The sequence below is a fragment of the Acinetobacter sp. SH024 genome, assembly GCF_000163635.1.
Lineage (GTDB): Bacteria > Pseudomonadota > Gammaproteobacteria > Pseudomonadales > Moraxellaceae > Acinetobacter > Acinetobacter pittii.
In genome coordinates, this window is record NZ_GG753600.1 from 311,744 (window position 1) to 336,792 (window position 25,049).

The window sequence follows — 25,049 nt, forward strand, 5'->3', positions numbered from 1 at the left end:
TACTCATTTTTAAATTTCATAAAATTAAGTTACTTTAACTAAGCCATATCATTAAAAATAAAAAAGCCTACCCAATTGGGTAGGCTTTTCATTTCTGCACCGAAACAAACTTATAGTTATATATTATATAAATTGAAGTTGTTTTTCTTAAATCCAAGAATATACAGACCTGTATGTTTAATCAATTGAATTTTTCTCATTATATAAGTTAATTTAATTCATTATTGAAATTTCAAATTATATTTACTTTATTACATTATTTTATGAATTTTATCAGGCTAAATAATTATTTAGATAAACTACAGAAAATCTATTTTTTGTATACTTAGATATTATAATTAGCTCATTTTAATAATTAATTAAAAATTTAACAGAATAATTATGCTTTAGTTAAAAAGGCTCATCATATGATGAACCTTTAAATTTCTAATTATTTATTGCATTTTAAATAGATAAACTTTGTTTTTCTTCTTGAAACAACTGGATTAATGGTTGCGTTAATAACTCATAACGCCATCCTAATAGATAGTCAGGTAAATCCTGTTCATCCCCTTGACATAGAACATGTTGATGAATGGCGTTTAACCATTTTTTTCTCAACAACACTTCTTTAGGAATAGAAGTCTCATTTATTGCATGAGCAAGTACCATATCCATTTTATTTAAAGTCTCTTTAGACGTAATCTTAAATGGTTTTGCAATCTTTGATGGCCATTTGCTTTCGACTGGCAAATCTTTAAGAAGTTCTAAAATCGTTTTGCCGTACTCGCGAACTACGTTTGGACGAATATCTTTAACTTGCGAAAGTTGAAAGCTATTGCGAGGGTTTTTTTCAACCATATCAATCATGGTTGAATTTCTAAGAATAAAACTGCGTGGCTGATTCGTTGCTTTCACAATGTATTCACGCCATTCACTTAAATTTTGTAATTGCATTAGCTGACGACGTGAGTGACGATAATTTCCCACATCGGTATATAGTAATTCGTTAGGGGTTTCACTAATGATTTCTTTAGTTAGACTACTACAGTCCTCAAGAACATAGTTATAAAGCCCTTTCTGCTTAAGCTGTTCTTGAATATGATGAGCTAACTTCATTAGATACAAAACATCGTTAGCAGCATAACAAAGTTGTTGAGGAGATAAAGGTCTAGCTAACCAATCAGATCTGGTCTGATCTTTTTCAATATCAATATCAAGACAAAGTTTTAAAGCACCTTGGTAACTCACTTGCAGGCCATGACCTAAAAAAGAAAGGCCCACTTGAGTATCAAATACATTAAGCAAATCTTCTTGATCAGCATAATGATAGATTAAATCAATATCTTCTCCACATGCATGAAAAATGTTTTGCTGCGCGAGGAAAATCTTTTTCCAAAACTGGCTTAGATCTAATGAAACACCATCCAACAGATAGACATCACCATTTACATTGACTTGGCATACTCCAAGTTTAGGCCAGAGTGTGTCAACCTTAATAAATTCTGTATCAAGTCCATATATTGAACATTGATCCATTTTTTGAAGAACATCAACCAATTCGGTTTGCTGTTGGATAAACTGAAACATGCTTTCTCAAGTATTGCAAAGAGTGCTTTAAACTCTGGTATATATAACATAGAAGCAGAAAAATGCTACTTAATCCTTTATGAATACTCTATTTTTGAACAATTTTTCGAAAATAGATAATTTTTTGATCTTTTAATTGTACTTTTTAAATTTATCTCCAAATGTTCTTTATTTAAAATTTATAAGACCTTTTTCATTCTTATATTCATATTTTATTTAAACGATCTTTAATAATAAAAGACAGAATAATATTTATGTTTAATAACTGAATTTAATTAATAAATTTAATCAAATTGATAGTACATTCATTAATGAAATAAGCATCGGAATGCTTATTTCATTCTCATGCGGTTATGCACTGCCTGACTTAAAGTATGACTATCTACGTATTCGAGTTCACCACCCTGAGGTACACCTTGAGCAATACGCGTCATTTGTATTGGTAAATGTTTAGTCGCCTCTACCAAATAATGGGCTGTCGCTTGTCCTTCTACAGTCGCATTAGTTGCCAAAATGACTTCTTCAATAGTACCTTGGCTTAGACGCTGAATGAGATAAGGAATACCAATTTCTTCCGGACCAATACCATCTAATGGAGAAAGATGGCCACCTAAAACATGGTATTTTCCACGAAAGCTACCGCTTTGCTCAATCGCCATCACATCCGCTGGTGATTCAACCACACACAATAACTGATCATCTCTGTCAGTTGAGGCGCAAATATCACAAATTTCATGTTCAGTCAGAGAATGGCAGACACTGCATTCATGTATATAACTTGAAGCCTCATGTAAAGCATGCGCTAATGCAAATGCCCCTTCTCGATTTTTCATCAAAAGATGTAAAGCCATACGTTGAGCCGACTTCGGACCAACGCTTGGCAATATACGTAAAGCTTGAACGAGTTGTTCAAATCTATCGCTAAACACTGAATTTCCTTAGAACATGCCCGCTAAGCCAGGTGGTAAACCCATACCAGAATTTGCTTTTTGCATTTTTTCTTCAGAAATCACTTCTGCTTGACGCACAGCATCATTTACTGCAGCAGCAATTAAGTCTTCAATCATGTCTGGTTCATCTTGAAGTAATTCTGGATTAATTTCGATACGTTTTACGATATAACGGCCAGTCATTGTGACTTTAACCAAACCACCGCCCGCTTCAGCGTGTACTTCAGTTTGAGCAAGCTCTTCTTTAGCCTTTTTTATATTTGATTCCATATCTTTTTGCATGCGCTGCGCTTGCTGCATAAGCATATTGATATTCATAAACCTAACTCCGTATCTCTATCAAATATTTCAAGTATTATTGATAGTCACATAACACTGCAAAACTTAAACTCTTTCTACTCCCCCTATAGATCATCAAGATCATTGAGGTTAGTACGTTTAAATCAAAATTAATCCGTAATTCTGACACAATAAATCAATGTTTTCTATTGGTATCTATGAAACTATTTTCTATGGTCAATCCACTATAAAGCTTTTATATAAAAAACTTTTGATGAATAGAAAAAAGTAAAATTTAGAAAAGTTACTGGGCAGCCTGTAGACTTTTATTGTTTATTTTATATTCACTTAAAGGAACTTTCTTGAACGAAGTATTGGCTTTTTCTATTGAAAGATCAGCATCTTGAACGGATTTGTTTGCATCATTAATTAATAATACAGTTTCACTGATCTGTGTCGGTTCATCTTTTTGAGCAAATACTTTATATCCAACCAGTCCAATTGCCCCTATCGCAACTAAAATAATTATTGGTTTAAGCATGACTAAAGACTCTCTTTGTTATTTTTATTAAATTTAGAACTTTTATACGTTGAAATTTTAGACTGATTTATAACAATACGTAGACTTTTTATTGCTATTGTTGCTTATTAGTAACACAAAAAAGCCACATTAAAATGTATGTGGCTTTTCCATAACAAACATAATTTAATTAGATTAAATCTAATCCACGCGAGATATCACCAATAATGTCATTAATATCTTCTAGACCAACAGAAACACGAATTAGACCTTCTTGAATACCAGCTGCTTCTTTTGCTTCAACAGAAAGTTTGCCATGAGTTGTGGTTGCTGGATGGGTAATCGTCGATTTCACATCACCTAGATTACCTGTAATCGAGATAAACTTAGTATTATCAATAACCTTCCACGCACCTTCACGCTCGCCTTTAACAACGAAGGATACAATACCGCCAAAGCCATTTTGTTGTTTAGCAGCAAGTTCATGACCTTCATGAGCAGGTAAACCAGCGTAGTAAACCTTCTCTACCTTTTCATGTGTAGATAACCATTCTGCAAGAATTTGAGCACTCTCACAGTGTGCTTTCATACGTAAACGTAAAGTTTCTAGACCTTTTAAGAAAACCCATGCATTAAATGGGCTCATTGATGGTCCAAGCGTACGAACAACACCAAAAACTTCTTCTAACAACTGATGATTACCAACAACAGCACCACCTAATGCACGGCCTTGGCCATCTAAGTATTTAGTCGCAGAGTAAATCACAAGATCCGCACCAAACTTGAGTGGTTGCTGCAAAACAGGTGTACAGAAACTGTTATCAACCGCAAGTAATGCGCCATTCGCATGGGCGATATCTGCTAACGCTTGTATATCTGCAATCTCAGCTAGAGGGTTAGACGGTGACTCAACAAAGAAAAGTTTGGTTTCAGGACGTACAGCATTTTTCCATTCATCTAAATCACATAAATCAACAAATGTAATGTCTACACCAAACTTGGCAATATATTTTTCAAATAAGGCAACAACTGAACCAAAAACTGCTCTTGAGCAAATAACATGATCACCCGCTTTTAGGTATGCCATAGCAACTGATAAAATTGCGCCCATTCCAGAGCTCGTCGCTACAGCTCGTTCAGTACCATCTAAAGCTGCTAAACGTTTTTCGAACATCGATACAGTCGGATTAGTAAAACGAGAATAGATATTTCCTTGAACCTGACCAGAAAATTTTGCTGCAGCTTCAGCCGCATTTTCATATACAAATGATGAAGTCAAAAAAATCGGTTCGCCATGTTCGCCTTCAAAACTACGAGTATGTCCGGTACGAATGGCTAAAGTATCAAGTTGGTATTCTAAATCATCAGACTGGTTCATTAAATGTTCGCCTTTACTGGTCATGTACTAAAAAACTAACATCATTTTGAGTGTCTAGGGTATTTAAGGTCAAGGTAAACCTTAAAATTATCGCTTAGACTTTATTCAACTTTAGTAAATAGTTGGTAAAAGCAAGATGAAACGCTTAAAGTCCCTTGTCTCTGAACAAAGTCAAATCAAGCACCTCTCTACCCGACTATTTCACCCACAGACATTAGTATTATCACAAAGCACTCCGTTTGAAGTGATTGGTGAATTCAATCAAACCCGTATTCGTTATTACGCCGCTAACCAAAAACAATTTAAAGAACCTTTGGTATTTGTTGCTCCTTTAGCTATTAATATGGCGATATATGATTTATACCCTTATCGTTCTCTTATTAAATACTTCCAAAATGCTGGTTTTGATGTCTATTTGGTAGATTGGGGCCGTTTAAAGTTTAAGGACAGACATCTTAACTTTTTATCATTTATTGAAGATTTCATTCCTAAAGCCATACAACTTGTCAGAACACACTCTGGAAGTGAACAAATCTCGCTTCACGGATGGAGTATGGCAGGTATATTCGTCACTTTATATACAGCGCATAATCATCCAAATTATGTTAAAAATCTTATTGTTCTTGGTAGTCCAATAGACAGTTATGCTTCTGGCTATATTGGGAAACTCTATCGAACCATAAACAACACGATTGGCCGCAATAAAAAAATTCAAGACCGTATTTACTATGGACTACCAAAACGTCTGATTCATAGCCCAGGAATTTTAAATTCTTTAGGTTTCAAAATTCTCGACCCTAAAGGCTGGTTCGATGGTCATATTCAACTACTAAAAAATCTTAATGATCTTCAGTTCGTACAAGAGCATGCCACTCTAAGTAGCTTTTTAAATAATATGATTGATTACCCAGGTGGAATTAATCAGGACATGTTGTTCAATGTTTGGTTGCAAAATCCATTGAAGCGCGGCTTTATTCAGTTAAAAGATAAAAAAATTGAATTAAAAAATATCGACTGTTCTCTCTTAGTGGGCGCTGGTCGTAGTGATCAATTGGTTACCGCTGATGCAGCTCAACCATTAAGCCAGTTAACCAGTAGCCAAGATGTTACGTTTACTCTCATCCCTGGCGGACATTTGGGCCTCATGTCGAGTCAGGCAAGTGCATTGGAGTTCTGGCCACAACTAGCAAAATGGCTCACCGAACGATCAACGCAAATTTAAGAATGAGGTCATAATTCAATCCATTGCTTTTATTGGCTTGGCTACAATAAGCCCTCGTGTAATGGTGCATTTACCAAAAATATTATTGTTTTAATAGAAAATTATTATTTTCACTATGAAGGCACTTTATTAACTTTTTTATAATCAGATGATTTAAAGTAATTTACAATCATCTGTGCACTTTTTTCAGAAGAGGCCTTGGCCTGCTCCAGTTTTGTTACATAAGGATTAGTCACTATACAGCTCGGAAGTAAACTATTTGTAAGCGGTGGAAACTTTTCTCTTCCACCTACAGTAATTTTTTCGATAAAACTCGCTAACCACATAATGTACTCACTTTTATTCTTATAAATTGGCATTAAGCTGATATCAAGTTTAACTGAACATTCCTTTGCAGGTTTATTTAAACATTCTTCAAAATCAATAAAGTTATATTTTAGTTTGTACGAAGTGTCTTTTATCTCTTGCCGGATAATACTAACTAAGCTATTCAAGTGCCCAATTACATCCTCGGAGAAAAGTTTTTCTTCTTCGAACTTTTTATAAACTTTTTCAGCAATTAGTAAAAATTGTGACATCACCTATTCCTTCAATATTTAGTCTTAACGAATGACTAGATCCTTTAAGGAAGTATGATGAATATACTATTACTATGTGTAAGGGTATGAGGGTAGAAAGTAACTATCAGGGCAATTATGAAAGCAACATTTATACTATATCACAAAATCCAAATATAAGGCGAACTTATTCTCAATATAAAATACTAAATTTTAATGATTCGAAATAACTTTAATAAAAAAAGCCCATTTCATTTGGAGAAATGGGCTATAAAAACAAAAACTATCAAACGCAGCAATTAAGGGGCATATAATAAGACTTTAAATATGTAAAATCAATACATCTTTCAGGTGAATTTTAATCTTAAATAAAAGTCGAAAATAATTTTATCTCTGTTTCAATAAGAGAAGTCCATTTCCGTCTAAAATAAATGGGCCTAGTGAATTCCACCTAATCCTAAAATACAAAATGTGACAATTATCACGCTTTGTTTTTTGATCATGGCATTAATATCTTTCTTTTCCATTGACCAAAATTCAAACTAAAACTGTCTTTTCAGCAAAAGATGAGTCATGAATATGGCTTTTCTACGAACTTTTTGTTTTTTTATTTAATAGAAGCAAGCTTCCTATTTCCTTCATTATGAGCAATTACAAGGTATTAGATAGTAGTTAAATTATGGAAAGATATATAAAAATTTAGTTAAGTTTTTGTTTTTATTGTTTATTTTTAAAACATTGATATATAAAGATTTTATTCATTTTTTGCCCAAAATTCAAACCAAAATGACACTTGAGTAATTAATAGTCATTGAAATATTGGTAAGAAACCTTATATTGAGTACAGGTTCATACCTTTAACTGAGGAAAAGCTCATGAATAAATTTATGGTTGCAGTCTTTACTGGCATGGTGAGCATTGCTAGTTTAGGCGTACAAGCTGCAACACCTGAGCAAGAATGTCAAAAATTGCAAGATGATTACAATTTGATTTATGCGTCAAAAGGCTTTTGTTTTAAAGATCCTGATGCTAAAGAAAAATATGGTAATGAGAACTGTCATACGACAAAACCAAAGTTTTCTGACAAAGAGCAACAACGTCTTGACGCTATTAAAGAACGTCAAAAAGAATTGAAATGTAAATAATTTTAAAGGAATAATACATGGCATATGATGATCAAAATATCTTCGCAAAAATTTTACGTGGAGAACTTCCAGCGATAAAAGTCTATGAAGATGATCAAGTTCTAGCTTTTATGGATATTATGCCTCAAGCCGATGGTCATACATTAGTTATTCCAAAAACACCTGCTGTAACACTGCTGGACTTACCTGCTGAAGCAGCAGCCTATACTATACAAATTGTTCAAAAGATTGCTAAGGCAATGGAAAAAGCACTCAATTTGGAAGGTATTGTATTGATGCAACTTTCTGGAGCAGCAGCAGGACAAACTGTTCCACATGTTCATTTTCACCTAATTCCAACAAATGTGCAGCATCTTCGACGCCATGCTGTTGAGTTAGGGGATCAAGAAAAAATTAAAGAATTAGCTGAAAAAATTAAAGCAGCTCTTTGATTTTTATATGGTTAAAGCGGAGTTTAGACTCCGCTTTTTTTCGTCTAAAAACTATCAAAAAAATGAAAACAACTAATTTATTTCTAAATTTTAAACGTCATAAAACTGTCATTTATTCTTCACTTCTCTGTCACAAATTTTGCCGATACTGCTTAGCAAGTTGGTGAGCTTTTGTAACTTTTTGTACATAAGTCAACTACAAAATAAATAGTTAGCTAGGCATACGCCATTTTTAAATACCTTTTGGAGAAATCTCAATGAAGAAATTGCTACTCGCTGCCGCAGTTGCAACTTTGAGCGTAAACGCGGTGCAAGCAGCGCCAACTTTGTATGGCAAACTAAATGTTTCTATTAACCAAGTTGATAATAAAAATTTCGATGGTAAAAGTGACGTTACCGAAGTTAACTCAAACTCTTCTCGTATTGGGGTAAAAGGCGAAGAGAAATTAACTGACAAGTTATCTGCTGTTTATTTAGCTGAATGGGCAATTTCTACTGATGGTTCAGGCTCTGATACTGACCTTAGTGCTCGTAACCGTTTTATCGGTTTAAAAACTGAAGGTGTTGGTACATTAAAAGTAGGTAAGTATGATTCTTACTTCAAAACAGCTGCTGGTGGTAACCAAGACATCTTTAATGACGATACACGTTTAGATATTACTAATATCATGTACGGTGAAAACCGTTTAGACAACGTGATCGGTTTTGAATTAGACCCTAAATTATTAGCTGGTTTAACATTCAATATCATGGCTCAAACTGGTGAAAGCACCTCTGATAGCAAACAAGGTGAAACTGGTAAAGACAGCAAAAATGATAGCTTTGACTCTGTATCAACATCGCTTGGTTACGAAAACAAAGATATCGGTTTAGCAATTGCTGCTGCTGGTGACTTTGGTATTAAAGGTAAATATGCAGCTTACGGTCTAAAAGATGTTTATACCGATGCTTACCGTGTAACTGGTTCTTATGATATTGCTAAATCTGGTTTTGTTGTAGGTGCTTTATGGCAACACGCTGAACCTACTGATGACTTGACTGCTTATAAAACGTCAAAAACTACGCGTGTAGATGGTGTTGATAAAACTACAGATACCTATACAAACTACAAAGGTTTAGAAGAAGAAGCATATGCAGTAACAGCTGCTTATAAAATTCCTAACACTAAACTTAAAGTGAAAGCAGAATACGCTTCTGCTGAAACACAAGTAAGCGGTAAACAAGATCGTAAAATTGACTTATACGGTTTAGGTCTTGATTACCAAATCAACAAACAAGCTCGCTTCTACGGTATCGTTGCTCAACAAAAACGCGACTGGATTAAAGAAGACGACAAACAAACTGTTGTAGGTACTGGTATCGAATATAACTTCTAATCGGTTATGTTTGATTCAGATCTAAAATAAAAGGGCTTATGCCCTTTTATTTTTTGTCCTGAGTAAAAAAAGCCGATATAAGACTTATCGGCTTTTGTAGATTTATATCTTATTTTAAAAAACCACTTACAAGATTCATGACATTTTGAATATCTTGGTTTGCTTCTTGATGATCGGTACTGTCACCTTGAGGTGTTAAAGAGTCAATGACCTGAGGTAAGACGGATGCGATTGCACCGTAAACTTGCTCTTTTGGCGCTTGGGCTTGCTCAGCAACTTGTTCAATGTCAGCTGGATTAAATAAACTCTGTAATTGCTGAGTCGGAACTTCGCTATTACTTTGATTTGGATCAACCCAGCTTTGAACCTGGCTTCCTAAACCCGCACCTTTCAACTTTTCTAATGCAGCCTGTAAACCACCTTGTTGCTGCACCCAACCTAAGATTAAAGGCACAACTGCAATTAATAAACTTTGTACACCGCCACCTGCTTGAGGTGTGTTGTTATTGCCAGTCACTTGCCCTAATACAGAACCTAGTACGCCCCCAAGACCACCTTGGGTACCAGATGAAGTATTACCCCCCATTTGTCCTAGCACTGAACCTAAAATTCCACCTAAACCACCTTGACCTGACGCTTGCTGATTCCCACCTAAAGCCTGCTTAGCCAAAACTTCTACAATGTTGCTTAAATTAGTCATGTGTAACTCTTATGTATGGTTTATACATGAGCATACGCGGATTCTTGTTAAGACAGCAAAAACCAAATTGTTAAATTTTGAAAGAGATTTAAGGCCCTTTTACCAGCGGAATTTATTCCAGTTTTCCGGGTTCGCCCAGAACTTTGAATTAAACCAGTCTGGAACATGTTTATAAGTCAATATATTAAATTGCCATAAAGCAAAATCACTATCATGTGAAGTTTTATCGATAAGTTGAGTAAAACCTAAAGAACGTAATAATTGCTCATCACTGCGCTTGCTCACGACAACAATACGTTTTGTTAATAAATCTCTTAGCTTTACTAATAATTGTGATTTTTGCACATCGCTGATGTTCTGCATTTCGTCAGTATCAAACAATACAAAACCCAAATCATAACGCTGAGTAAAAGGCAGACTTAAAAGCTCAGTTACGGTAAAATAGTGCCATTGAATTGCGTTATTCTGGTCAATTTTCTGGCCAATACAAAGTGCAGTATGAATGGGCTGTTCGTTTGATAAATCGTCTAGCATAGAAGTGATGACATTTTGTTCAGCCATAACTGCAACCCTTAATTGAAAGATGTGAGTTTAAACTTTATGGAACTACAAGGCATTTGCCATAAAATGCATGCAGGCCTAAAAGATGCTAGTGTAACTGATCAACAGACAACCAAGGCAAATGTTGAATACAAATTTGTATTAGACCGTTCAGAAATTGATCTTCCTTTTAATTTAGGACAAGAACTAGAAATCGAATGGACAGGTAATATTTATTGCACCTCTTGTGGCGCTAAAACACCGAAGTCTTATTCTCAAGGCCACTGCTTTAAATGTTTTAAAACCAAAGCAGAATGTGATCTTTGCATTATGAAACCTGAAACATGTCACTATCATTTAGGTACATGTCGTGAAGATGACTTTGCCCATAGTGTTTGTTTCCAACCACATATTGTCTATTTGGCAAACTCTAGTGCTTTAAAAGTGGGTATTACGCGTGTTAGCCATATGCCAGGTCGTTGGTTAGATCAAGGTGCAACTCAAGCCTTACCTATTTTAAGAGTTGGATCACGCCGTTTATCTGGTCAGCTTGAAACCATGTTCGGTTCTTTAATTGCTGACAAAACAGATTGGCGCAAACTCCTCAAGGGTGAAGCTGAACCTTTAAATATGGTTGAACAACGTGATCAATTAATCGAAGAGTTCGCCCCTAAAATTCAAACTATTCGTGAAGAATTTAGTCAAAACCTTGAATTTAACGAAACGGTTGAACTACTAGAAAATGAATTGCCACGTGAGTTTGTATACCCAGTTGAACAATATCCTGAAAAAATTAAGTCTCTAAACTTAGATAAAACACCAAAAATTCGCGGTGTATTACAAGGTATTAAAGGCCAATATTTAATTTTTGATATTGGTGTTATCAACATTCGTAAATATACTGGTTACGAGCTGATTGTACGTGCCTGAGTAGATTTAAAAAGCCCCTAAAAATGGGGCTTTTTTTTACTTTTCAAGTACTTTTAAGATTGTTTGGACTGGGTCTTCTGTATTTCCAGAAATAAGCTGTTTATGCATAGTTAAATATTGCATCACTTGAATTTGAGCGGTTTCTATATTCATCAATTTTTCTATTTCAGCTGCTAAATTTTCAGGTGTGGCATCAGCTTGAATTAGCTCTTCAATTACTTTTTTACCCGCAATAATATTAGGCAAAGAGTAATAAGGAATTTTCACCAAGAATTTAGCAATTAAATAAGTTAACCAATGCAATTTATAGAATGTGACCATTGGGCGATGCATGAGCATGGCTTCTAATGTCGCTGTTCCAGAAGCTAAAGCAATAACGTCACTCGCATTCATGACTATACGACCAATTTTCGATTCACTATCCGTATTTTCTAAAATATGAATTTTTGCTTTTAATTGAGGCGCTAATTGTTCAACACCCTGCTCAATCTGTTGTTTACGAGCATCATTAATTGCCGGAATTAAAAATTGAATGTCTGGATGTTTGGTATGCAAAATATTGGCAGCCCCCAGTAACATAGGAAGGAGTCGCTCTACTTCACCTTTTCGGCTGCCTGGTAACAACGCAATATGCTTCTGATTTTCATTAAGACCTAATTGCTGTTTAGCAATTTGAATTGGATTCTCAAGTGGCAATTGTTTAGCTAGCGGATGTCCTACAAATGCTGCCGGAACTTCATATCGTTCATAAAAAACTTTTTCAAAAGGAAATAAACAAAGTACTAAATCTATGCTCTGTTTGATGCCATGAACACGTCCTTGGCGCCACGCCCAAACAGAAGGACTGACATATTGAACTGTTTTTATTGGAAGATTCTTTTCTTTAATACTTTTCGAAAGTCTAAGGTTAAAGTCTGGTGCATCAATACCAATAAAAATATCAACCGGATGTTGAGTCCATTGATTGATTAGACCATCACGCACGGCGAATAATTTTTTTAAATCTTTTAAGACCTCAACAATCCCCATCACAGATAGAGTTTCCATTGGGTAATAACTGTTAAAACCTTCAGCAATCATTTGGGGACCACCGATTCCCTCAAATTCAGCATCGATTCCCTGTTCTCGAAAACTACGCATAAGTTTCACACCAAGCGTATCTCCAGAAACTTCCCCAACTACAATACCTATTTTAAGTTTTCGGTTTGCCAAGGTGATTTACCCAAGAATTTGAAATAATGCATTCTAGCATAGAGGTTTATCAATCTTGAACTTGATCTATATGTACTTACCAAGAGCGGCCACAGCACAAGCTATCTAAAATTACACTCATTCACCATCTTTTAATCTAAATTAACAATGCAATTTGAATTGTAGCTTACATTTACAAACAATAAAATAAATGAGAATTATTTACATTATCTTTAATCTTATGAATTTCCCACCTCTACCATTTAAGCTTACCGTAATCGCCTGCGCGATTTGTTATGCGAACCTCTCTCATGCTCAGGACTCAGAGGTACAATCTTTACAGACGATTCAAGTTAAAGCATCAAATGCTGAACAGTCTTCTGAACAAACTAAAGCATATAATGTTAAAAAATCGAGTAGTGCAACCAAGCTTAATATTGAGGCTAAAGAAACTCCTCAAACCATTAACGTCGTTACTCGTCAGCAAATTGAAGATTTTGGGCTTACCAGTACCCGAGATATTTTAAGTAATACACCCGGTGTAACTGTAACCGGATTGGAAACAAACCGCACAACTTATACTGCTCGTGGTTTTGATATTTCAAATATTCTGGTTGATGGAATCGGTATCCCTCAAGTTGACAGCTATAACTATAACAATAGTGATGCAGATAGTTATTTCTATGATCGTGTTGAAATTGTCAAAGGTGCTGATGCCCTGACAAATGCTCTAGGGGATCCTGGCGCTACAATTAATTATATTCGTAAACGTCCCACTAAAGAATTTCAAGCAAATGCTGGGGTGAGCTATGGTTCATGGGATACACAACGTTATGAAGCGGATATCTCTGGTTCTCTTACACAAGATGGACGAGTACGAGGACGTCTTGTAGGTTATGAGAAAGTAGGAGATTCTTATCTAGACCGCTATTCAGAAGAAAAGAATGGATTTCAAGGAATTTTAGAAGCTGACGTTACAGACACCACAAATGTTTCAGCAGGATATTCGAAAACTCGTCAATACGCTAATGGTTCTCAATGGGGTGCTCTACCCTTGGTTAACTCCAAAGGTGAACCATTAAGTTATTCTCGTAACTATAATTATGCACCGTCATGGACATACTACGATTGGGAAATAGATAATTACTTTGCCAATATTGAACAAAAATTATGGGGAGACTGGAAGTTAAGATTAGGCTATAACCTTAAGAAATCAGATGTTAAAGATAAAATGCTTTATCTCAGTGGTTTTCCTTCTGCTAGTGACAATACGTCTGGTATTTCACTATATCCAGAAATTTATAATCAGAAATTTAAAGAAACTACTGCTAATGCAGACATTCAAGGTACTTTTAATTTATTAGGACAGCAACACGAAGCAAATATTGGTTATAACTGGTCAAAATATAGTGCTCAAAGTGTTTATTCGTATGGCAGTAGTTTAGGTGTTATTACCACAGACTTACCAAGCTGGACTCCTGAAGAACCGACTTGGGGAGACTTTACCTATGCAGACCCAGAAGAAAGAACCATGAAGTCCGTTTACGGTGCGACTCGTATTCATTTAGGTGAGGATCTGAAATTTATCTTAGGTGCCAACTACACTGAAATCGATACTTTAGAATATAAAAAGAATAAAGTTTCTCCATATGCAGGTATTACATATAACTTTACTCCTGAATATACAGGTTATATGAGTTATACCTCTATTTTTAGACCACAAACTGTTATTGATCTTTCTACTAAACAAACAGCTGTACCAGTAGAGGGTGAAAGCTATGAATTAGGTGTAAAAAGCGCTTGGTTAGATGGGGCTTTAACAGGAAATATCGCAATCTTTAGAACAGATGAAGATAATTTTGCACTAAACCCATTATGGGATCCGCTTTATAACAAATACTCATCTCCAATCGGAACAATTAGATCACAAGGTGTTGAGGTCGGATTAACTGGAAAATTAACTGATAACTTAGATTTAGTTATTGGTTTTTCAACATTTAGTCTAAAAAATATGGAAACGGGTGAAAGAGGTAGACCTAATATCCCGACTCAAACACTTAATGTTTTAGCTTCTTTTACTGTTCCACAGATTCCAAAATTAAAAGTTGGTGCAAGCATTAAGTGGCAGGACGATATACATGACACCTCTTACTCAACTGTAAAACAGGATGCGTATGCATTACTTAACGTTATGGCTAGTTATGATTTAAACGAACACGTACTGTTCCAAGTAAATGGTAACAACCTGACAAATGAAAAATATTTGACAGGTTTATCTGGTGGCCAAGGTTACTATGGCGCTCCAGCAAATTATACAGTTGCTGTAAAGTTTAAATATTAATACCGTAGCCAATCCCAATTTAGGGATTGGCTTTACTTATTATTCTTTGTTTATGTGTCAGTAAAGATGTCCAAAACTGTAAATCTCCCTGTGTCATATCGTATAAAAGTTTTCTATCGATTCTTGCTAGTTTTCGGTATGGGCTTTGCCTGTATGACGTATTTAAGTCTTGGACTCACTGGAATTTTCCTTTTGAATCTGGACAAAGCTGAGGCTATCTATCTTTCAGCATTTATATCGATTTTATTTTACGTAGTCTTTGTAATTGTTGGTTTCTGCATTCAATCATTAGTACGACTGACCATTTTATCAATCGCACTATTTGCCCTTTTCTTTATTGTGACACGGACGGTGGGTTATGCATAAAGGTATACGTCAATCTATGGCATGGCTACACTCATGGACTGGCTTAATTTTTGGATGGCTCGTGTTTGCCATTTTCTTAATGGGTAGCCTATCTTATTACCGCCACGAAATTAATTTATGGATGCAGCCTGCACTTGCGCAATATGAGGTAAAGCAAGATATTGCTATTAAAACAGCATATCAATATTTACAAGAAAACGCTCCAGACGCCAAATCTTGGTACTTAACTGTGGCTACACCAGAAAGTCCCGTCAACACCATGTATTGGGAAAAAGCTGACGGCGGTTATGGTAATGCCACACTTGATGCTAACACGGGAAAAGAACTTCAACTTTCGGCAACCCTAGGCGGAGATTTTTTTTACCGCTTCCATTACCAACTTTTTGGCATTCCAATAATAGTTGGGCGATTAGTCGTATGTCTTGCCGCATTTATTATGCTGATTGCTTTGGTTTCAGGCATTATTACCCATAAAAAAATATTCACTGACTTTTTTACTTTACGTACATTTAAGTCTCAGCGTTCGTGGCTAGACTTTCACAATATTTCTTCAGTCGTTGCACTGCCCTTCTTTTTAACCATTACATTTACAGGCTTAGCTATTTTCTTTTATTTATATCTGCCTTGGGGAATGCAAAAGATTTACCCTGAAAACCCTTATCAATATTTTACCGAAATACGTACAAAGACTGTACTTGAGAATCAATCGATTCAACCTGCTCAAAACTTAGCGATTGAGAAACTGCTGAGCCAAGTTCAACAAAGTTGGGGCAACCAACCTTTATCAACAATGAGTGTAAAAAATCCAAATACCAATCAAGCTCAAATTACATTTATTCAAAAAGAAGACCGCACTATTACTCGAAATCAGCCTCAAATTACATTAAATGCTTCAACTGGCAAAGTCTTAGCAGATACACGTAATCATAGTCCTATTGCAACATTGAATGCGGGTGTTTATGGCCTGCACATGGCAACATTTGCTCAGCCTTTGCTTCGTTTAGGATTCTTTTTCTCAGGCATTTTAGGCTGTGTAATGATTGCCTCTGGTTTGTTACTGTGGAGTCTTAAACGCCAAATTCAAAATAAAAGTAGTCAGTTTCATTTCGGGCACTACTTAGTCGACCGTTTAAATATTGCAGCATTTGTAGGATTGCCTTGTGCAACTGTCGCCTATTTAAGCACCAATCGATTGTTTACAGTTACTGCAACCACAATCAATTATGAAATTTATAGCTTTTTCTTGGTTTGGTTAATCAGCTTAATCATTGCATTAATCACTAAAAAACAGCATTTGTGGCGAACTCAACTTAGCGTTTTTATTATGCTGTGTCTTGCACTTCCAATCTTAAATCTAATTTATTTACTTAAACATGAGTATGTTCAAAGCCTCAGTGATTATTGGACCTTTGCACGTGTAGATGTATTTTTGTGGATCTTTGCAGCTTTAGCCATTTTTATATTTTGCAAAATTCAACCTATCCAGCATAAAGCCGTAGAAAAAATTCAAAAAAAACTGAATAAATTAAATACTGAGGTGAGCTCATGATTCTTATAGCTTTCATCTTAATTTTATTAGGGATGTATATGTTGTTTATGGCGAGCGAGAAATATCGATCGCCGAAATCAACAGGTCATTTCAAATCGTTAGCTCAAAAGTATTACCGATATTTCAAAATAGCCGCATTCATGCTATTTGGTTTATGTGCATTTATTCTTATTCAACAATATAAATTTTCAATTGGTTTTGTCAGTTGGTGGATCTTTGCAACGCCATTAACTTTTATTCTTATACTTTTAATTAACCCACTAAAGTCATCAAAATAATCATTTTCTTTAAAAAATGATGAAAAATAGTACAAGCTAAGCAAAATTTTCGTTGCTTAGCTTTTTTTTGCATAAGTAAATCATTATTCATGACAACTGTTTATCTCTAAAAGGAATAAGATATCTGCGTTTCGTGATAAGTGGCGATAAAGATGTCTGGTGCTTTTGAATTTATCTTAGCGGGTATGTTAGTTGGTTTCTGTGTAGGGATTACAGGAGTTGGTGGTGGATCATTAATGACACCAATTTTAATTAGCCTTTTTAGAATTGAACCTCATATCGCGATTGGTACCGATTTACTTTATGCAGCAATCTCAAAATTTTGTGGATCAATGGTTCACGCTAGAAAACTCAATATTGTCTGGCCAATTGTTTTATGGTTAGCCGTAGGTAGTATTCCTGCATCTTTCATTACTTCATGGGTACTTGAGCATTATTTAAGCCAGTCAACACACTATAAAGCTGTACTCACCATGGTGTTAGGTTTTATGTTGACCTTAACTGGTGTTTCCATCATTTTCCGTACGCGTATTGAGAAATTTTTTAATAAATTCAGAACTAAAGAAGTCACTCAAAGTGAAAATGAGCAGTTGGCAATCGATAAAAAACGTAGCTTTATCGTGATTATGGGTATCATTTTAGGTGTATTCGTAACTCTTTCATCAGTTGGTGCGGGTGCATTTGGAATCATGGCACTTGTGATTATGTTCCCGAACTTGCCAATGATCCGAATTATCGGGTCGGATGTTGTACATGCAGTATTGCTTACCTTAGTGGCTGGCCTTGGACACATGAGTGCTGGTAACGTCGACTTTACACTTCTGATGTGGTTATTGGTGGGTTCAATTCCAGCAATTATTATTGGAACATTAATTAGCTCTCGTATGCCTGAACGTTTAATCCGAAAAATTCTAGGGCTTACCCTATTTGCCCTCGGTGTTAACTTTATGGTTCATCCAGTCAAAGCAAAACCGAAAGCACCTGTGGTACAACAACAAGCAGTAGTTGCCGAAAAAACAGGCAACTCGACTGAAAGATAGTAAAATCAATAGGATTTTTCCAATCTGAAATACCATGAGATGTAGTATTTTCATAATTATTTCATGGTATATTCAGTACACAAAACAACCTTTAGTATGATCGAACCAGTGACAGCAATGACTACACATTCAAATTCCGTTTCAAAGCCAGATATCGACGACGTTAATATTAAAAGCATTCAAACTCTTGTAACACCAAATGAGCTTAAGTCAGAACTTCCGTTATCTGATGTTGCTTCGCAAACTGTTCTAAAAGGCCGCGAAACTATTCGTAATATTTTAGATGGTTCAGATAAACGTTTGTTTGTTGTTATTGGTCCTTGCTCTATTCACGACCCAAAAGCTGCTCACGAATATGCTGATCGCTTAAAAGCGCTAAGCGAAAAGGTTAAAGATACCCTATATCTAGTTATGCGTGTTTATTTTGAAAAACCACGTACAACAATTGGTTGGAAAGGCCTAATCAATGACCCAGATATGAACGACTCATTTAACATCGAAAAAGGTTTACGTATTGGTCGTAAACTCTTGCTTGAGTTAAATGAAAAAGGTTTGCCATGTGCAACTGAAGCACTCGATCCTAACTCTCCACAGTACTACCAAGACTTAATTTCATGGTCTGCGATTGGTGCACGTACAACCGAGAGCCAAACTCACCGTGAAATGTCTTCTGGCTTATCTTCACCAGTTGGTTTTAAAAATGGTACAGATGGTGGTTTAACTGTTGCAACCAATGCGATGCAATCTGTTAAATATGGCCATAGTTTCTTAGGCCTAAATGAAGATGGCCAAGTTTCAATTATTAATACAAATGGTAACCCTTATGCACACGTTGTATTACGTGGCGGTAATGGCAAACCGAACTATGACGCTGGCTCTGTTGCGGAAGCAGAAAATGCTTTAGCAAAAGCAAAAGTGAGCAACAAAATCATGATTGATGCGAGCCATGCTAACTCAAATAAAGACCCGTACTTACAACCGCTTGTTCTTAAAAATATTACTGAACAAATTTTAGATGGTAACAAGTCAATCGTAGGTATTATGGTCGAAAGTCACTTAAAAGGCGGCCGCCAAGATATTCCTGAAAATCTTTGTGATTTAGAATATGGTAAATCAGTAACTGATGGCTGTATTGACTGGGAAACTACCGAAAAGACGTTGCTTGAAATGCATGAAGTTTTAAAAGAAGTTTTACCAAACCGCTAATTCATCTTTTTAAGATTGAAAATTAAGCCCTCATTTTTGAGGGCTTTTTTATTTTTGGGTGAAATTCAAATCAAACTAAATAAAAATAACTCACACTAAAAGCAAAGAGTAGCACGGTTTCACTTAGCTCAATCGCTGCACCGACAGTATCCCCCGTAATACCGCCAATTCTTTTAATAAACAGATGTCTTAAATAAACCAGACTGATCAAAAAGCTAATAATGGCGATGAGCCCTTGCAACTCCCAATACAAAGGTAATAGTAGAACGAACCCAGTGATTATCCATGAAGTTGTATTAGGTAAGTGATCTGTCAAAGAACGCCCTAAACCTTTTTCACGTACATATGGTGTAGTTAAGAATAAAATAGATGGCACCACACGCCCAAGGATAGGAACAATGACTAAAAATAACGTTTGATGCTGTTCAATCAATACATAAACCAATGCAAATTTGAGCAAACATATGATAACTAAGCTGAGGACTCCAATTGGGCCACAACTTGGATCCTTCATGATTTGTAAAGTACGGAGTTTGTCTCCAAAACCACCTACCCATGCATCTGCCGTATCTGCTAGCCCGTCTAAATGCAGCGCACCTGTTAGCCAAATCCATAAAGTCATTATGATGGTAGCAAGCAAAAGAATGGGTAATTTGGCAAGAAGACAGGCAATAATAAAAAGTATGCCACCAATAATCAGCCCAACCAGTGGATAAAACAAAATAGCTCGACCATTTTGTTGCGCCGTCGGCATTGTCTTTAGCTCAATAGGCAGAACAGTTAAAAATTGCAATGCAATCCAAAAAGGTGTCATATCCAAGTCTCTAACTGGTCTATATTTAAAAGCAAATTGAATTATGAAGAAATAAAAATGGGAATAGCAATCCCTATTCCCATTAAAGACTTCAAAAACTGAAAATCTATTGCATTTGATAGCACTGTTTCAATTTGATGTAGTCGTAGTAAAAGCTAGTTGGCGTATAACGTGCATAGTTACATGCAGATTTGAACAAAGTTTCTTTTTCGTTATAAAGCATTTTAACCAAAGTAGAGCCTTGGCTATTTTGGTAAATATCCCATTGAACATTTGCCGCCATAGGTGAAACTACTTCACCACGCCATGCGCTGGTTGAGTAATTATAAGTCTGACGTAGTGGTAAAGGCTGCATCATATTATGTAAATCTAGACTGGTTGCTAGAGGAATAATAATTTCAGCATGGGCAAAACGTAAAACTGCTTTGTATGGTTGAGCTTTATTTACAACCGCATCAACTTGTTGGAACAAGTCCTGTTTGAGTCCTTGGGCAATTTCACTCGTGACTTGATTTGACTCTGTGAAACTTGGACCTTTTTCATAAAAATCATTCGCATCATTAAATTCAGCATAAAATTTTGCAGCGTCTAACGGCATATATTTATTAAAATCAATATCTTTCAACTCATCTTTCATACCACCAGAAATTGAATAGAGCTCATAAATATAAGCTGCTGCATCTACTGCACTAGCAATCGTATTTTTGCCCTTACCTTTTTCTGTAATTTGCTCACCTTTAGGTGAGGTGACTGTAAAAGATCCAGTGTTACTAAAACTATAACCTGTTGTACCAAGTTTTTTAATAAAGTCTGCTTTAAAAATCGGGCTGAGCACTGTTTGAGCTGTTTTTTCAGCCTCGGTATTTTTCGATAACTCATCTAACTTTTGTGCTAAATCTTTATTATTTTCTTCAAAATCTTGATAGGCCTGGCTAGCATCATAAATTTTTTGTTGGCTAGCACTCAAGGGTTGAACTAAGTCTTCGTCTGCATTCAAACTATGAAAATAGAGTTTGAAACGATCAACGCCACCATCTTCAACACTTGGCACGCTTTCACTCGATAAATTGGTATAAGACAATGGAACAATTTTATCTTTCAGTGGCGGTCGTTGTTTGATGAGTTCAGCAGTGAAGAATTTTGCACTATCTACAGCACGATCCACTCCAGAACTTTGTACCAATATAGATGCTTGCGAGTTTAAAAGAGTTGGTAAGCGCTGTAATAAGCGATCGGCAATGCCGCGGTGTTCTAAAATACCAGTCATGGTTTCATTCCCATAACCGTACTGGCGGATCCCTTCCACACCATAACCTAATAAGATATTTGCCTTCATCATGGCTTCTAAATCAGCACCTAATTGCTCACCTAATGGTGTTAAGGCATTTTCTGCTTTTGCCTGTTTCCATAAATTATAAAGTGCCAAATCATATTTCAGACTTGAGAGACCTCTTGAACCGTGACGTGCCACTAGCTCTGTAAAAACTGGCTGGAATCCATTCGGTGTTTGTTCATAGTTTTTTATTTCTTGTTGCGGTTGGTAAGGCGTTTTTGTTTGATAATATTTTGATTGGTTTGTGGATGGTGCAGTTTGAGCTTCTTGATCATCATTATCGTTACACGCAACGAGTAATAGTGATGCGGCGAGCACAGTCGTTTTAAATAAAATATTCATAAGTCAGATGAGTGGTTATAAGAAATGCCAATAGCTTAGTTTCTAGCAATGACAGTTCTATTACACAGGCTAAAATAATATTGTAAAAATAATAACTTACAAGTGTATAAAAATATAAAACTACTATCTTAATATAAAAGTTAATTGACCATCTGTTTCAGAAAATTCAAGAGAATATAATTTCCCAAGTTCTGCCGGCATTTTAAGTAAGTCATCTAGAGGCTGTTGTCTGGCTAAGCAAGCCAATAGCTTAATTACACCGCCATGAGTTATAACCAGTGCATGCTGTAAGTTTTGCTTTTGCATATGCTTCAGCAAATCTTGAAAGCCTTTAAGGACCCTTATTTGAAACTGGTTTAATGTTTCTGCGCGAGGTGGACAATATTGACTAGGTTTTTGCCAAAAATTTGCAAGTAATTCGGGTGAAGTTTCATAAATTTGCTGAGTTGAGACGCCTTCCCAATCACCAAAATACATTTCCTTTAAGTCATGATTTAGAAGTAAAGGCAGCTGAGTTGTCTTCGCAAGTTGCTCAGCAAAACAAGCACAACGCTTTAATGATGAACTTATAATGACATCCCATGCCTGATTAGTCACTTGCTCAATGGTTGACTGCATTTGCTGCCAACCTTTTGCTGTTAACTCATCATCTAAATGGCCACGTAAAGTATGGCTATATTGACTTTCGCCATGTCTGAGCAAATCAATTCTAAATTTACCCAATTTTATCCCCGCTTACAGCAGCTTGAGCAAAGGTAGCCATTTGGTTGTGTAATACACATGCCATTTTAACCAATGCCAAAGCAGCGCCAGCACCACTACCTTCACCTAAACGTAAATTCATTTTTAAAATCGGCTCAGCATTGAGTTCTTGTAAAATACGTTGGTGGCCATATTCTGCCGATTGATGGCCAAAAAGCATCCAGTCACGCACTTTAGAGTTCATCCGCACTGCGCATAAAGCAGCGACCGAACTAATAAAACCATCCACAATGATAGGTAAGCCCACCTGCGCACAGCGGATATAAGCACCTGTAATTGCCGCAATTTCCAATCCACCAACTGCACACAGTGTTTTGAACGCATCGCCAGTAACATGTTTATGATGAAGTTCAATTGCCTTTTCAATTACTTCAATTTTATGTCTTAACTGATCGGCACCAATTCCAGTACCGACTCCGGTTAATTGCTCGGCAGTATCATTTAATAAAAGACATGCTAAGGCAGAAGCAGAACAGGTATTTCCAATTCCCATTTCACCAGCAATATAAATATCTGCACCTTTAGATTTGGCCGTGTCTACACTGTTTTTTCCTAACTCTAAAGCAGCACGACATTCATCTGCATTCATTGCGGCTTGTTTAGCAAAATTTGCTGTACCGGCACGGATACAATGGCGTTCAACGCCCGCGTATTCGTATGCTTCACCAACTGTACCGCAATCAATCACTTGTAAATGTGCTTGATGATATTTGGCAATGACACTAATTGCTGCACCACCAGTCGTGAAGTTTTGTAACATTTGACGGGTTACGGCTTGAGGATATGCAGAGATATTTTCTTCAACCACGCCATGATCGCCAGCAAAAACTGTAATCCATGGATGGTTAATGTGTGGATGTGCATTTGATTGCAAACTAGCAAGTTTTACTGCTATCAGTTCTAGATCACCTAAAGCACCTGTAGGTTTGGTCAGTTGAAGCTGGTGTTGCTCAGCTTGTTGTTTTGCGTCCACATCAGGTTGCTGTACAGATTGTAACCACCAGTTCATTTTACTTATCACCTTTTAAAATCATTGGAAAACCAGCCACACAAAACACAACCTTATCTGCAATTTGCCCTAAACTCTGATGCAGCCTGCCTGCTTCATCGACAAATCGACGACTAATCTCACCGAGTGGCACAACGCCTAAACCCGTTTCATTACTTACTAAAATAATTTCTGACTGAAGCGTGGGTAAAATTTTTAACAGCTGCTCACATTCAAATTGCTGAACATTTTGATCTTCTAAAAGTAACAAATTGGTTAGCCAAAGTGTTAAACAATCCACCAGAATAATTTGATTAGGTCGATCAATTTTTTGCAGAATCTTTGCTAAATATAAAGGTTCTTCAACCAAAGACCAGTGAGAAGGACGCTGATTTTGATGATGTGTTATTCGGCTTTGCATTTCAGGATCAAGCGCTTGCGCCGTTGCAACATAAGTGACAGCTAATTGCCTATCTATTGCCGTTTGTTCAGCCAGCCGGCTTTTGCCGGAACGGGCTCCACCCAAAATCAGTTGCAACATGGATCACCTAAAAACAAAAGCTGATATGGATATAACTTACCTTGTAAAGTTTGAGCTTGATAATAACCAAATGTTAAATGCTCAACTTTAAAGTCAAATTCGGTCTGTTTATATTGTACAGGTAATTCAGAAATTTTTCGTAAAATCAAATCACTACTATAGTCTGTTTTATATAATCCCAAAGTGATGTGCGGACAGTAATCTAAAGCCGCAATTTCATTAGAAACTAGGCCGAGTTTTTGGCGTATCTGAAATAAGATATTTTCCGTGTCTCCTATTTCTACAAATAGAGCACTACTAAAGCTATCGATTGAACCAATTTTTAAATGAAACGGAGCAAAATCTTCTTTTTTTAAGATTTCTCTTTGCTGTACAAACTCACCAAAACTAAAGTCATCACCATAAATTTTAGTTTCGTTAGTTAAGAATCCACATATAAATAATGTGACATGATATTGGCGATGATTAGGTTCTATTAAAAATTCTGAAAAATGTGCACGCAAGGCATCTAAATAATCAACTATTTTTTGATCATTAATTTCTAAATACCATAACGCATAATTTTGGCGCCCAAGATGCCACTCAGGATAATCCCGTATAGATGTTGGCATCATGAACGTCGTGGGTTTTAGCAACACAGCTTTAATTCAAAATCATTAAGTTTTTGTATTAAAGCATGTTTGCCTTTCAGTTGTAGAGCA

27 protein-coding genes are annotated in these 25,049 nt (G+C 36.0%); 11 read left to right on the forward strand and 16 right to left on the reverse strand.

The window, feature by feature from the left end:
• Positions 1-444 precede the first annotated feature (444 nt).
• The 5 genes from HMPREF0013_RS07390 to HMPREF0013_RS07410 form a co-directional block, all read right to left on the reverse strand.
• Positions 445-1,569 (reverse strand): ribonuclease D, encoded by a 1,125-nt coding sequence (locus HMPREF0013_RS07390; protein ID WP_002113905.1) that lies wholly within the window; start codon positions 1,567-1,569, stop codon positions 445-447.
• A gap of 332 nt (positions 1,570-1,901) precedes the next feature.
• Positions 1,902-2,498 (reverse strand): recombination mediator RecR, encoded by a 597-nt coding sequence (gene recR / locus HMPREF0013_RS07395; protein WP_002113756.1) that lies wholly within the window; start codon positions 2,496-2,498, stop codon positions 1,902-1,904.
• Positions 2,499-2,507: 9 nt separating this feature from the next.
• On the reverse strand, positions 2,508-2,837 hold the full coding sequence (locus HMPREF0013_RS07400; protein ID WP_002113538.1) for a YbaB/EbfC family nucleoid-associated protein: 330 nt from the start codon (positions 2,835-2,837) through the stop codon (positions 2,508-2,510).
• A 265-nt stretch (positions 2,838-3,102) separates the two neighbouring features.
• Positions 3,103-3,339: a hypothetical protein gene (locus HMPREF0013_RS07405; protein WP_005802261.1), complete on the reverse strand. Its 237-nt coding sequence runs from the start codon at positions 3,337-3,339 to the stop codon at positions 3,103-3,105.
• A gap of 169 nt (positions 3,340-3,508) precedes the next feature.
• Positions 3,509-4,696 (reverse strand): O-succinylhomoserine sulfhydrylase, encoded by a 1,188-nt coding sequence (locus tag HMPREF0013_RS07410; RefSeq protein ID WP_002122188.1) that lies wholly within the window; start codon positions 4,694-4,696, stop codon positions 3,509-3,511.
• A gap of 136 nt (positions 4,697-4,832) precedes the next feature.
• Here HMPREF0013_RS07410 and HMPREF0013_RS07415 point away from each other — a divergent pair, with 136 nt between their 5' ends.
• On the forward strand, positions 4,833-5,918 hold the full coding sequence (locus HMPREF0013_RS07415; protein WP_002122234.1) for an alpha/beta fold hydrolase: 1,086 nt from the start codon (positions 4,833-4,835) through the stop codon (positions 5,916-5,918).
• A gap of 113 nt (positions 5,919-6,031) precedes the next feature.
• Here HMPREF0013_RS07415 and HMPREF0013_RS07420 read toward each other — a convergent pair whose 3' ends face one another.
• Positions 6,032-6,496: a hypothetical protein gene (locus tag HMPREF0013_RS07420; protein WP_002122151.1), complete on the reverse strand. Its 465-nt coding sequence runs from the start codon at positions 6,494-6,496 to the stop codon at positions 6,032-6,034.
• 854 nt (positions 6,497-7,350) lie between these two features.
• On the opposite strand from HMPREF0013_RS07420, the gene HMPREF0013_RS07425 reads away from it, so the two are divergent.
• The 3 genes from HMPREF0013_RS07425 to HMPREF0013_RS07435 all read left to right on the forward strand — a co-directional run bounded on the left by HMPREF0013_RS07425 (position 7,351) and on the right by HMPREF0013_RS07435 (position 9,427).
• A complete protein-coding gene (locus HMPREF0013_RS07425) occupies positions 7,351-7,620 on the forward strand; it encodes a YARHG domain-containing protein (RefSeq protein WP_002122146.1) in 270 nt (89 codons plus the stop codon).
• 17 nt (positions 7,621-7,637) lie between these two features.
• Positions 7,638-8,051: an HIT family protein gene (locus HMPREF0013_RS07430; RefSeq protein ID WP_002122141.1), complete on the forward strand. Its 414-nt coding sequence runs from the start codon at positions 7,638-7,640 to the stop codon at positions 8,049-8,051.
• Positions 8,052-8,308: 257 nt separating this feature from the next.
• On the forward strand, positions 8,309-9,427 hold the full coding sequence (locus HMPREF0013_RS07435) for a porin (protein ID WP_002122289.1): 1,119 nt from the start codon (positions 8,309-8,311) through the stop codon (positions 9,425-9,427).
• A gap of 109 nt (positions 9,428-9,536) precedes the next feature.
• Here the strand turns inward: HMPREF0013_RS07435 and HMPREF0013_RS07440 are convergent, their stop codons facing one another.
• Together HMPREF0013_RS07440 and HMPREF0013_RS07445 are read right to left on the reverse strand one after the other, a co-directional pair.
• Positions 9,537-10,127: a YidB family protein gene (locus tag HMPREF0013_RS07440; RefSeq protein ID WP_002122193.1), complete on the reverse strand. Its 591-nt coding sequence runs from the start codon at positions 10,125-10,127 to the stop codon at positions 9,537-9,539.
• Between the two features lie 99 nt (positions 10,128-10,226).
• Entirely contained in the window at positions 10,227-10,688 is a 462-nt protein-coding gene (locus HMPREF0013_RS07445) for a DUF6231 family protein (RefSeq protein ID WP_002122130.1), read from the reverse strand.
• A 39-nt stretch (positions 10,689-10,727) separates the two neighbouring features.
• Between HMPREF0013_RS07445 and HMPREF0013_RS07450 the strand changes: the two genes are divergently transcribed.
• Positions 10,728-11,597 carry a DUF2797 domain-containing protein gene (locus HMPREF0013_RS07450; RefSeq protein WP_005076175.1) on the forward strand — a complete coding sequence of 290 codons (870 nt, stop codon included), beginning with the start codon at positions 10,728-10,730 and terminating at the stop codon, positions 11,595-11,597.
• 36 nt (positions 11,598-11,633) lie between these two features.
• On the opposite strand, the gene lpxB is transcribed toward HMPREF0013_RS07450, so the two are convergent.
• The gene (lpxB, locus tag HMPREF0013_RS07455) at positions 11,634-12,809 is read right to left on the reverse strand and encodes a lipid-A-disaccharide synthase (RefSeq protein WP_002122187.1); all 1,176 of its coding nucleotides are present in this window, start codon (positions 12,807-12,809) and stop codon (positions 11,634-11,636) included.
• Positions 12,810-13,029: 220 nt separating this feature from the next.
• Here lpxB and HMPREF0013_RS07460 point away from each other — a divergent pair, with 220 nt between their 5' ends.
• The 4 genes from HMPREF0013_RS07460 to HMPREF0013_RS07475 all read left to right on the forward strand — a co-directional run bounded on the left by HMPREF0013_RS07460 (position 13,030) and on the right by HMPREF0013_RS07475 (position 17,322).
• On the forward strand, positions 13,030-15,129 hold the full coding sequence (locus HMPREF0013_RS07460; protein WP_002122191.1) for a TonB-dependent siderophore receptor: 2,100 nt from the start codon (positions 13,030-13,032) through the stop codon (positions 15,127-15,129).
• A 66-nt stretch (positions 15,130-15,195) separates the two neighbouring features.
• Positions 15,196-15,495: a hypothetical protein gene (locus HMPREF0013_RS07465; protein WP_005802273.1), complete on the forward strand. Its 300-nt coding sequence runs from the start codon at positions 15,196-15,198 to the stop codon at positions 15,493-15,495.
• Positions 15,488-17,044: a PepSY-associated TM helix domain-containing protein gene (locus HMPREF0013_RS07470; RefSeq protein ID WP_005802274.1), complete on the forward strand. Its 1,557-nt coding sequence runs from the start codon at positions 15,488-15,490 to the stop codon at positions 17,042-17,044. Before HMPREF0013_RS07465 ends, HMPREF0013_RS07470 begins: the two co-directional genes overlap by 8 nt.
• Positions 17,041-17,322 (forward strand): hypothetical protein, encoded by a 282-nt coding sequence (locus HMPREF0013_RS07475; protein WP_005076181.1) that lies wholly within the window; start codon positions 17,041-17,043, stop codon positions 17,320-17,322. Before HMPREF0013_RS07470 ends, HMPREF0013_RS07475 begins: the two co-directional genes overlap by 4 nt.
• Here HMPREF0013_RS07475 and HMPREF0013_RS24305 read toward each other — a convergent pair.
• Positions 17,297-17,413 (reverse strand): hypothetical protein, encoded by a 117-nt coding sequence (locus HMPREF0013_RS24305; protein ID WP_002122212.1) that lies wholly within the window; start codon positions 17,411-17,413, stop codon positions 17,297-17,299. The genes HMPREF0013_RS07475 and HMPREF0013_RS24305 overlap by 26 nt on opposite strands.
• Positions 17,414-17,474: 61 nt before the next feature.
• Here HMPREF0013_RS24305 and HMPREF0013_RS07480 point away from each other — a divergent pair, with 61 nt between their 5' ends.
• Both HMPREF0013_RS07480 and HMPREF0013_RS07485 read left to right on the forward strand, forming a co-directional pair.
• Positions 17,475-18,362, forward strand: a complete 888-nt coding sequence (locus tag HMPREF0013_RS07480; RefSeq protein WP_002122277.1) for a sulfite exporter TauE/SafE family protein — start codon at positions 17,475-17,477, stop codon at positions 18,360-18,362.
• 96 nt (positions 18,363-18,458) lie between these two features.
• Positions 18,459-19,568 carry a 3-deoxy-7-phosphoheptulonate synthase gene (locus HMPREF0013_RS07485; RefSeq protein ID WP_002122179.1) on the forward strand — a complete coding sequence of 370 codons (1,110 nt, stop codon included), beginning with the start codon at positions 18,459-18,461 and terminating at the stop codon, positions 19,566-19,568.
• Positions 19,569-19,638: 70 nt separating this feature from the next.
• On the opposite strand, the gene HMPREF0013_RS07490 is transcribed toward HMPREF0013_RS07485, so the two are convergent.
• From HMPREF0013_RS07490 to HMPREF0013_RS07515, 6 genes are all read right to left on the reverse strand, one after another.
• Complete coding sequence (locus HMPREF0013_RS07490) at positions 19,639-20,382, reverse strand: adenosylcobinamide-GDP ribazoletransferase (RefSeq protein ID WP_002122174.1); 744 nt, start codon at positions 20,380-20,382, stop codon at positions 19,639-19,641.
• A 106-nt stretch (positions 20,383-20,488) separates the two neighbouring features.
• Entirely contained in the window at positions 20,489-22,057 is a 1,569-nt protein-coding gene (locus HMPREF0013_RS07495) for a histidine-type phosphatase (protein WP_002122128.1), read from the reverse strand.
• Between the two features lie 123 nt (positions 22,058-22,180).
• Entirely contained in the window at positions 22,181-22,780 is a 600-nt protein-coding gene (locus tag HMPREF0013_RS07500) for a histidine phosphatase family protein (RefSeq protein WP_002122157.1), read from the reverse strand.
• Positions 22,773-23,828, reverse strand: coding sequence for a nicotinate-nucleotide--dimethylbenzimidazole phosphoribosyltransferase (gene cobT / locus HMPREF0013_RS07505; RefSeq protein WP_002122261.1), 1,056 nt, complete (start codon positions 23,826-23,828; stop codon positions 22,773-22,775). Before cobT ends, HMPREF0013_RS07500 begins: the two co-directional genes overlap by 8 nt.
• Position 23,829: 1 nt before the next feature.
• On the reverse strand, positions 23,830-24,348 hold the full coding sequence (gene cobU / locus HMPREF0013_RS07510) for a bifunctional adenosylcobinamide kinase/adenosylcobinamide-phosphate guanylyltransferase (protein WP_002122244.1): 519 nt from the start codon (positions 24,346-24,348) through the stop codon (positions 23,830-23,832).
• Complete coding sequence (locus HMPREF0013_RS07515; protein ID WP_002122173.1) at positions 24,336-24,962, reverse strand: 2'-5' RNA ligase family protein; 627 nt, start codon at positions 24,960-24,962, stop codon at positions 24,336-24,338. Before HMPREF0013_RS07515 ends, cobU begins: the two co-directional genes overlap by 13 nt.
• Between the last annotated feature and the right edge of the window lie 87 nt (positions 24,963-25,049).

What these genes read in the sequence shown, in the direction of transcription:
- HMPREF0013_RS07425 (WP_002122146.1), top strand. Translation starts at nt 7,351, where the DNA reads ATGAATAAATTTATGGTTGCAGTCTTTACTGGCATGGTGAGCATTGCT.
- HMPREF0013_RS07440 (WP_002122193.1), bottom strand. Translation starts at nt 10,127, where the DNA reads ATGACTAATTTAAGCAACATTGTAGAAGTTTTGGCTAAGCAGGCTTTA.
- HMPREF0013_RS07445 (WP_002122130.1), bottom strand. Translation starts at nt 10,688, where the DNA reads ATGGCTGAACAAAATGTCATCACTTCTATGCTAGACGATTTATCAAAC.
- HMPREF0013_RS07515 (WP_002122173.1), bottom strand. Translation starts at nt 24,962, where the DNA reads ATGATGCCAACATCTATACGGGATTATCCTGAGTGGCATCTTGGGCGC.
- HMPREF0013_RS07420 (WP_002122151.1), bottom strand. Translation starts at nt 6,496, where the DNA reads ATGTCACAATTTTTACTAATTGCTGAAAAAGTTTATAAAAAGTTCGAA.
- cobT (WP_002122261.1), bottom strand. Translation starts at nt 23,828, where the DNA reads ATGAACTGGTGGTTACAATCTGTACAGCAACCTGATGTGGACGCAAAA.
- HMPREF0013_RS07465 (WP_005802273.1), top strand. Translation starts at nt 15,196, where the DNA reads ATGTCCAAAACTGTAAATCTCCCTGTGTCATATCGTATAAAAGTTTTC.
- HMPREF0013_RS07435 (WP_002122289.1), top strand. Translation starts at nt 8,309, where the DNA reads ATGAAGAAATTGCTACTCGCTGCCGCAGTTGCAACTTTGAGCGTAAAC.
- HMPREF0013_RS07410 (WP_002122188.1), bottom strand. Translation starts at nt 4,696, where the DNA reads ATGAACCAGTCTGATGATTTAGAATACCAACTTGATACTTTAGCCATT.
- HMPREF0013_RS07470 (WP_005802274.1), top strand. Translation starts at nt 15,488, where the DNA reads ATGCATAAAGGTATACGTCAATCTATGGCATGGCTACACTCATGGACT.
- HMPREF0013_RS07415 (WP_002122234.1), top strand. Translation starts at nt 4,833, where the DNA reads ATGAAACGCTTAAAGTCCCTTGTCTCTGAACAAAGTCAAATCAAGCAC.
- HMPREF0013_RS07460 (WP_002122191.1), top strand. Translation starts at nt 13,030, where the DNA reads ATGAATTTCCCACCTCTACCATTTAAGCTTACCGTAATCGCCTGCGCG.
- HMPREF0013_RS07405 (WP_005802261.1), bottom strand. Translation starts at nt 3,339, where the DNA reads ATGCTTAAACCAATAATTATTTTAGTTGCGATAGGGGCAATTGGACTG.
- HMPREF0013_RS07490 (WP_002122174.1), bottom strand. Translation starts at nt 20,382, where the DNA reads ATGACACCTTTTTGGATTGCATTGCAATTTTTAACTGTTCTGCCTATT.
- HMPREF0013_RS07430 (WP_002122141.1), top strand. Translation starts at nt 7,638, where the DNA reads ATGGCATATGATGATCAAAATATCTTCGCAAAAATTTTACGTGGAGAA.
- HMPREF0013_RS07495 (WP_002122128.1), bottom strand. Translation starts at nt 22,057, where the DNA reads ATGAATATTTTATTTAAAACGACTGTGCTCGCCGCATCACTATTACTC.
- HMPREF0013_RS07480 (WP_002122277.1), top strand. Translation starts at nt 17,475, where the DNA reads ATGTCTGGTGCTTTTGAATTTATCTTAGCGGGTATGTTAGTTGGTTTC.
- HMPREF0013_RS07400 (WP_002113538.1), bottom strand. Translation starts at nt 2,837, where the DNA reads ATGAATATCAATATGCTTATGCAGCAAGCGCAGCGCATGCAAAAAGAT.
- HMPREF0013_RS07485 (WP_002122179.1), top strand. Translation starts at nt 18,459, where the DNA reads ATGATCGAACCAGTGACAGCAATGACTACACATTCAAATTCCGTTTCA.
- HMPREF0013_RS07450 (WP_005076175.1), top strand. Translation starts at nt 10,728, where the DNA reads ATGGAACTACAAGGCATTTGCCATAAAATGCATGCAGGCCTAAAAGAT.
- cobU (WP_002122244.1), bottom strand. Translation starts at nt 24,348, where the DNA reads ATGTTGCAACTGATTTTGGGTGGAGCCCGTTCCGGCAAAAGCCGGCTG.
- HMPREF0013_RS07390 (WP_002113905.1), bottom strand. Translation starts at nt 1,569, where the DNA reads ATGTTTCAGTTTATCCAACAGCAAACCGAATTGGTTGATGTTCTTCAA.
- HMPREF0013_RS24305 (WP_002122212.1), bottom strand. Translation starts at nt 17,413, where the DNA reads ATGAATAATGATTTACTTATGCAAAAAAAAGCTAAGCAACGAAAATTT.
- HMPREF0013_RS07475 (WP_005076181.1), top strand. Translation starts at nt 17,041, where the DNA reads ATGATTCTTATAGCTTTCATCTTAATTTTATTAGGGATGTATATGTTG.